At 61.4% G+C, this 7210-nt stretch carries 10 protein-coding genes; 7 read left to right on the top strand and 3 right to left on the bottom strand.

Features of this window, described 5'->3' with window-relative positions; translation table 11 throughout:
* The first annotated feature begins 76 nt into the window (after nt 1–76).
* Genes NJU76_RS17975 through rpsB form a run of 7 tightly spaced genes read left to right on the top strand, consistent with a single transcriptional unit; the run spans nt 77 to nt 3672 of the window.
* Nucleotides 77–430: a 50S ribosomal protein L18e gene (locus NJU76_RS17975; RefSeq protein ID WP_254524081.1), complete on the top strand. Its 354-nt coding sequence runs from the start codon at nt 77–79 to the stop codon at nt 428–430.
* Nucleotides 427–876: a 50S ribosomal protein L13 gene (locus NJU76_RS17980; protein WP_254530752.1), complete on the top strand. Its 450-nt coding sequence runs from the start codon at nt 427–429 to the stop codon at nt 874–876. The genes NJU76_RS17975 and NJU76_RS17980 overlap by 4 nt, the downstream gene beginning before the upstream one ends.
* A complete protein-coding gene (locus tag NJU76_RS17985; RefSeq protein WP_254530753.1) occupies nt 870–1268 on the top strand; it encodes a 30S ribosomal protein S9 in 399 nt (132 codons plus the stop codon). The genes NJU76_RS17980 and NJU76_RS17985 overlap by 7 nt, the downstream gene beginning before the upstream one ends.
* A 12-nt stretch (nt 1269–1280) precedes the next feature.
* The gene (locus tag NJU76_RS17990) at nt 1281–1475 is read left to right on the top strand and encodes a DNA-directed RNA polymerase subunit N (protein ID WP_254524083.1); all 195 of its coding nucleotides are present in this window, start codon (nt 1281–1283) and stop codon (nt 1473–1475) included.
* A 3-nt stretch (nt 1476–1478) separates the two neighbouring features.
* Nucleotides 1479–1664 (top strand): DNA-directed RNA polymerase subunit K, encoded by a 186-nt coding sequence (locus tag NJU76_RS17995; protein WP_254530755.1) that lies wholly within the window; start codon nt 1479–1481, stop codon nt 1662–1664.
* Nucleotides 1661–2866: a phosphopyruvate hydratase gene (eno, locus tag NJU76_RS18000; RefSeq protein ID WP_254530756.1), complete on the top strand. Its 1206-nt coding sequence runs from the start codon at nt 1661–1663 to the stop codon at nt 2864–2866. The genes NJU76_RS17995 and eno overlap by 4 nt, the downstream gene beginning before the upstream one ends.
* A complete protein-coding gene (rpsB, locus tag NJU76_RS18005; protein WP_254530757.1) occupies nt 2863–3672 on the top strand; it encodes a 30S ribosomal protein S2 in 810 nt (269 codons plus the stop codon). The genes eno and rpsB overlap by 4 nt, the downstream gene beginning before the upstream one ends.
* A 92-nt stretch (nt 3673–3764) precedes the next feature.
* On the opposite strand, the gene NJU76_RS18010 is transcribed toward rpsB, so the two are convergent.
* The 3 genes from NJU76_RS18010 to NJU76_RS18020 form a co-directional block, all read right to left on the bottom strand.
* On the bottom strand, nt 3765–4736 hold the full coding sequence (locus NJU76_RS18010; RefSeq protein ID WP_254530759.1) for a glycosyltransferase family 4 protein: 972 nt from the start codon (nt 4734–4736) through the stop codon (nt 3765–3767).
* Entirely contained in the window at nt 4733–5884 is a 1152-nt protein-coding gene (locus NJU76_RS18015) for a DUF354 domain-containing protein (protein ID WP_254530760.1), read from the bottom strand. Before NJU76_RS18015 ends, NJU76_RS18010 begins: the two co-directional genes overlap by 4 nt.
* A 340-nt stretch (nt 5885–6224) precedes the next feature.
* Nucleotides 6225–7151 carry a thiamine-phosphate synthase family protein gene (locus NJU76_RS18020; RefSeq protein WP_254530762.1) on the bottom strand — a complete coding sequence of 309 codons (927 nt, stop codon included), beginning with the start codon at nt 7149–7151 and terminating at the stop codon, nt 6225–6227.
* Nucleotides 7152–7210 lie beyond the last annotated feature (59 nt).

The raw sequence follows: 7210 nt of genomic DNA on the forward strand, positions 1-7210 counted from the left end.
GAATCGATTCCACCGTCGATGCCACCGTTTCTCGTGTCGTCGACGTTCCGGCAGTTGCAGTATTTGGAGGAAACCAATGAGTAGCAAGACCAATCCGAGGCTCACCGATCTCATCGCCGAGCTCAAGTCGACGTCCCGACAGACGGACGCCGACGTCTGGCGAGACGTTGCGGATCGACTCGAAAAGCCCCGGCGCACCCACGCTGAGGTGAACCTGGGCCGCATCGAGCGGTACGCACGCGAAGAAGAGACCGTCGTCGTTCCCGGCAAAGTGCTGGGATCCGGCGCATTACAGAAAAACGTCACGGTCGCCGCCGTCAACTTCTCTTCGTCCGCAGAGACGAAGATCGAACAGGTCGGCGAACCGGTATCGCTCGAGCAAGTGCTCGAAGAAAACCCCGAGGGGTCCGACGTCAGGGTGATTCGATGAGTCTCGCAGAGTTCGACGCAGACACCGTCGTCGATGCCACGGACTGCATCCTCGGTCGAGTCGCCAGCGAAGTCGCCCAGCGTGCGCTGGACGGCGAGCGCGTGGCGATCGTCAACGCGGAAGATGCGGTCATCACCGGCGACAAAGAAGACATATTCGAGACGTACCGCACGCGGCTGCAGATGGGTTCGGACAGCGGGCCCTACTATCCTCGACGACCGGATACGATCTTCAAGCGGTCCGTTCGCGGGATGGTGCCGTACAAGAAACCGCGCGGACGGGAGGCACTCGACAACGTCCGCGTCTACGTCGGCGATCCCTACGAGAACGACGATACCCGCGAATCCGAGGTTCTCGAGGGAACGTCGCTTGATCGACTGTCGAACATCCGCTTCGTCCATCTGCACGAAGTGTCCGAACAGTTAGGTGCTAACGTCACATGGTAACCAACACGAGTGGCAAGAAAAAGACGGCCGTCGCTCGCGCCACAGTGCGCGAAGGCGAGGGTCGCGTTCGAATCAACTCACAACCCGTCGAACTGGTCGAACCGGAGATGTCACGGCTCAAGATGCTCGAGCCGTTCCGCATCGTCGGTGAGGACCTGCGAGACGAGATGGACATCGACGTTCGCGTCGAGGGTGGCGGTATCAGCGGTCAGGCTGACGCCGTCCGTACCGCTGTCGCGCGTGGAGTCGTCCAGCACACCAACGACGCCGAACTCCGCGATGCCTTCATGGAGTTCGACCGATCGCTGCTGGTCAACGACGTCCGCCAGTCCGAACCGAAAAAGTGGGGCGGCCCAGGCGCTCGGGCACGCTACCAGAAGTCCTACCGCTAAGGTGATCCAATCATGATGGTACCGGTCCGGTGTTTCACCTGTGGTAACGTCGTCGCCGAGCACTGGGAGGAGTTCGACGAGCGAGCGAACGAGGGCGACGAGGACCCCGAGGAAGTCCTCGACGAACTCGGCGTCGAGCGCTACTGCTGTCGACGCATGCTCGTCAGTCATACCGACCTCGTCGACGTCGTCTCCCCATATCAGTAACCAATGCAACAGCAACAACACAACCGTTACGAGAAGGCACGCATCCTCGGCGCACGGGCGTTGCAGGTCTCCTACGGCGCGCCGGTGTTAATCGAGACCGAGCAAACGGAGCCGATCTTGATCGCCGCTGAGGAGTACGACGCCGGCGCCCTTCCGTTTACCGTCAAGCGGGGGTACGACCAGAAATGACGCTCATCACCGACGTTCGCTTGCGTCGAATCCTCGATTCACGAGGAAACCCGACGGTCGAGGCGGACGTCGTTACCGAAAGCGGTGGTTTCGGCCGCGCTGCGGCACCCAGCGGCGCTAGCACTGGCGAGTACGAAGCCGTCGAGCGTCCGCCGACCGAAGCGATCGCCGCAGCCCGGGAACACGCCGTTCCCCGACTCGTCGGCAATGCCTACGCCGGCAACCAACGCGAGGTCGACGCCGCGCTTCATGCCGCGGACGGAACCACCGACTTCTCCGAAATCGGTGCGAACAGCGCCGTCGCGATATCGATGGCCGCCGCGAAAGCCGGCGCCGACGTCCTCGGTGCACCGCTCTTTCAGCACCTCGGCGGAACGTTCCGCGGTGACAACTTCCCGATCCCGCTCGGCAACGTGGTCGGCGGTGGCGAACACGCCGCCGACGCGACCGATATCCAGGAATTCCTCGCGGCCCCCGTCGGTGCACCCAGCGTCGAAGATGCGGTGTTCGCGAACGCGGCCGTCCACGCGACCGTCGCCGATTTGCTCGAGGAACGCGGTGTTCCCTGTGGCAAGGGCGACGAGGGCGCCTGGGCGCCGTCGATCGACGACGGTGAGGCGTTCGAGATCGTCGACGAAGCAGTCTCGCAGGTCGCCGACGACGTGGGCTTCAACATCGGATTCGGGCTCGATGTCGCTGGCGCAGAGTTGTACGACTCCGAGTCGGGGACGTACGAGTACAGCGATCGAAGCCGCGACACGGACGAGCAGATCGCCTACATCGCCGAACTCGTCGAGGAGTACGACCTCGTCTACGTCGAGGACCCGCTCGACGAGAACGATTACGACGCGTTTGCCGATCTCACGGACGACGTCGGAGAGCAGACGTTGATTTGCGGAGACGATCTGTTCGTGACTAACACCGACCGTCTCGTCAAGGGGATCGATCGCGGTGCGGCCAACAGCATCCTGATCAAGCCGAATCAGATCGGAACGCTGTCGGACGCCTTCGACGCGATCGAACTCGCGACGGAGAACGGCTACGACTCGGTCGTCTCCCACCGGTCGGGCGAGACCGAAGACGCGACGATCGCACACCTCGCCGTCGCGACCGACGCGCCCTTCATCAAGACGGGTACCGTCGGCGGCGAGCGAACTGCAAAGCTCAACGAGCTCATTCGAATCGCAGACGACGCGACATGACAGAAAACGACGCAACCCAAGAAGGGCTCGACGCCGCCGAGGAAGAAATCGACGAGGAGCCAGCCGAAGGGGCTGGCCCCGCTGCCGAGGAGGACGTCGAGCCAGTAGACGAACAGCCCGCTGACGCCGGGGGAGCGCCCGCGGCCGACGCTGAACAACCATCGGACGATGCCGAGACCGAAGACGCCGGTCCGACGCTCGACGACGACGTCATGTCCGACGAGGAAGCGGACCTGCTGATTCCGGTCGAGGATTACCTCGGCGCCGGTGTTCACATCGGCACGCAGCAGAAGACCGCGGACATGGAGCGGTTCATCCATCGCGTCCGTACTGATGGTCTGTACGTGCTCGATGTCTCGAAGACTGACAGCCGAATCCGCACGGCCGCAGACTTCCTCGCCAACTACCAACCAGAGCAGATTCTGGTCACTTCGAGTCGCCAGTACGGGCGATTCCCCGCAGAGAAGTTCGCCGAGGCCGTCGGCGCGCGTGCCCGAACTGGTCGCTTCATTCCGGGGACGCTGACGAATCCAAAGTACGACGGTTACATCGAGCCGGACGTGCTCGTCGTCACCGACCCGATCGGCGACGCGCAGGCCGTCAAGGAGGCCATCACGGTCGGCATCCCGGTCATCGCGATGTGTGACTCGAACAACCAACTCAGTAACGTCGACCTCGTCGTCCCGACGAACAACAAGGGTCGCAAAGCCCTCTCGGTCGTCTACTGGCTGCTCGCGAACGAAGTCCTCGACCGCCGCGGTGCCGAACCAGCGTACGCACTCGAGGACTTCGAGAGTACGGTCTGAGACGGTTCGTTCCGACAATTCACAGTTCGTTTTCTCGACGTAGTTCTGGCCCGGTAGCGCTGCTGCTCGAACGCGGCCAGCGCGTCGGTTGGCTACGTAGTCTCCGCTTCGAGACAGTTGTCGTAGACGTCGCGAAGTCTCGCTCCCATCGCGTGGATGGAATTATCACGAATTCGCTCTCTCCCGTCTGCCGGGTCGCCGGACTCGAGGACCGTCGCCAGCCGCGATCGGAGCGCGCGTTCGTCGTCCGCGACGTAGGAGTTCGAGACGCTCTCGAGCACCTCCCGGACGAAGCCGACGTCGCGCGAGACGACCGGGACGTTACAGGCGGTGGCTTCTTTGACCGTCATCGGTCCGCTCTCGTATCTTGACGTGATCAGGACGGCATCGGCAGCGTTCAGATAGTACGGGACGTCCACGTACGGCTGGTTCGCAACGGTTCGCAGGGTGACGTCGTCCTCGATGTCGTCCTCGACGCCGTCGACCACGCGTTTCGCCAGCGGATAGTTTTTCTCGTCACGCGAAGGGGCGTACGGGAAGATGACGACTCGTTCGTCGGTCTCCCAACCGACGTACCTGCGGGCCTCTTCTCGCGGTATCGGCCGGAAGAGCTCCATATCGATCGGAAACGGTATCACCTCGCATGGATGGTCGATACGGTCGGCCATGACGTTCGAGGGGACGATGATACGATCGGCACGTGATACGAACGGTTCCATCACCGACGTGTACCGATTCCCGACGTACTCACCGCCCCAGAGCGTACAAACGAACGGGAGATCGGTCGTCGGAAGTGCCGATGCGGCGGCCGCAAACGGCGCAGTAAGTCCGTAGTTGGCGTGGACGATATCGTATCCGTTGGCGGCTTCACGGAGCACCTGTGGGAGGTACCGGAAGTAGTCGACCGGGGTTCGCCGCCGAACTTCGTCATCGAGCGCCCGATGGTCGCCGGGGACCGACAGGGTGGTCACTTCGATACCCTTGGATTTGAGGGCAGCGATCTGGCTTTCGTAGAAGCTTCGCCAGTCGGTCGTCGTGAGGCTCAGGACGTGAAGCGAACTCATGGGTTCGGAATCGGATCTTCAGCCTGTTGCTCATCAGTGCTCGAGTCGGCAGGCTGTCGTTCGAGCGTGACCGACTCGTCCTCCGTTTCTTCGCGCAGCGTCTCGAGGTCCGCGTCATCGAGCAGTTGTTCGAACAGATACTCGGTGACGTCGACCTTGGTTTCGAGCAACAGCTCCCGGCGGTCCTGCCACGTCGCGGTCGTCCTTGGATCACGAGAGAGCCGCTCGATCAGTTCGATCGCCTCGTCTTCGCGTTCCACCGGGAACGATCTGATGAGGCCGTACTCCTCGAGTTCGAGGAATTTCCCCATGTCCGATGACCCGGCGAACGGACTGATTCGAACGGTTGGCGTTCCGAGGATGCCTGCTTCCATCGTCGTCGTGGCGACGTCTCCGACGACGAGGTCTGCGAACGCGAGCAACTGGTGGAATTTCGCCGGTTCGACGGGGATCGGCTCGGCGCCGTCCGGAAGCTGACTGTCACTCTCGTCTGATACGTATACCGGCCCGTTCCGTGCGAGTTCGTCGACGATTCGCTGATATCCTGTTCTCGAAATTCCGCTCTTTCCAATGTCGTGATTGCTCGTAAACGCGCCACGGCGAATAACGGCGTACTGTTCGTTCGGATCCACTCCGTTTCGACGGAGGAATTCCGGGTCGGGTTCGAATCGATCCGGGTGGAGATAGGCCAGCTCGTGGTATCCGGGATATCTAATGTGGCTGTCGCCGACGTCCTCGTTGAAGCTCGAGGGGGTATAAACGCGGTCCGCGAACGGAGTCGTGAGCCGATTTCCGTGATTGATGCTCGTCTCCGTGTCGATATAGATGTGGCTCTCCGCCCCGACGAGCCTCGCGACGTGAGAGGCTGCGATACCGTGACTGCTGACGATGTAGTCCGGGTCGATTTTGCGCGCACGTTTGAAGATTTTCGCCTCGTACTGGATCTGTGTCACTCCAAGATCGAGTAACGTCTCCGGTTCATCACAGAGAAGTTCGTGATCGATATCGTATTTGTTCAAAAGAGAGCTGACAACTTCTGCTTCTCGAGCGAACACGTGAACCTCGTGACCGACAGACTGCAGACCCCGTATGAAATGTTTAAAGAAATGAACGTTCCCACCATGTTGGATAGTTATAATGATATCCATCGTGAAGGAGAAGCAACTACTCTATATTTATTACCGATTTTTTAACTGTATGGGGGTAATATACAGTTACCATAGGTGTGTTATAAAAGGTTATAGCAGCCAGATCGTGCGACGGAAGGCGATACAGTAGGGGTCTTTGTATCGTTGCGAATCCGGGTTGAAACGTTGCAATCGATTCAACTACCGATAGGTATTTCGCGGAGCGGCAACCCGTGTCGGCGAATACGGATCCTCGAGTATCGGCCCTGGTCGCTGGTCGTAGGTATCCAGGTGTCGACGTTCGAACTGCAGTCGTCGGATTCGGTCATGTCGATCGGAAAACGGACCGCGAACGACGAGGCTATCGACCGTGCACAACCGAGAGCAGTTCCGTGATCAGCTCCGCGGCATCGACGGCCGTCGACCCGAAGACGTAGGTGGCGGGTTCGATACCGAACGCGCCGCGGTGGTAGGCGACCCGTGGAACCGTTCCGCGGTCTTCGAACCGATTTCCAAGATGGTCGCTGCGGTTTGCGTACTCGGCATCGAACTCGAGCGGGTCGATTCCGACCGTTTCGGCGGCCGCAAGCAGGTCGTCGTCGGTAGCGATGTTGATCGCGCCGTGGATATCGGGTTCGATGGCGCTCGCGGCGAGGATTGCCGTCGAAACGTGTTTCGACGCACCGAATTCGGGATGCGCCGGAATTTCGATCCGGCCGCCCATAGCGTAGATCCGGCCGGGAATCGCGGCGACGTCGGTCTCGTCGTGAGGATCGGGGAGAGCCATTCCGACGTTCGTCCCGACGTTCGGGACGTATTCGGCGATACCCGAACTCGAAGCCAGGGTTCGTGCGGCGGTCCTCACGTTCGCGAGGACGTCCCGTTCGGCCCGCACGTCGGGGTCGAGTCCGCGAACGCACAGATCGCAGCCGAGACCTCGAAGTTCGGGCATCACCTCCTCGTGGAGTTCACAGATCGGGCCGCGATCCTCAAGGCTCTGGACGAGCGCGAGGAGTTCGGCGAGCGCGTCGTAGCTGTCCATGTGACCGCCGGCGAGTCCGTCGGCGATGCGCTCGATGGTCGCGACGGTTTCGGGGTCGTCGCGGAACCGGTCGTCGCCGCCGCCGTCCCCGCTGACGTACTTGCTGACCGCGGCCTGTGTCACGCCGAGTTCGGCGGCGACCTCCTGCTGCGTTAATCCGCGCTCAGCGAGTCGGGTCGCCAGCATCGCCCGCACCGACGGAAGGAACCGATCGACGACGAGCTCGCTCGGCAAAACGAGAGACATACGAGCGCATTGTGCCGACATCGGCTTAAGTCCGACTACCGTGGTCGGATCGCTGCCTG

This window comes from Natrinema gelatinilyticum, assembly GCF_024266705.1.
Classification (GTDB): domain Archaea; phylum Halobacteriota; class Halobacteria; order Halobacteriales; family Natrialbaceae; genus Natrinema; species Natrinema gelatinilyticum.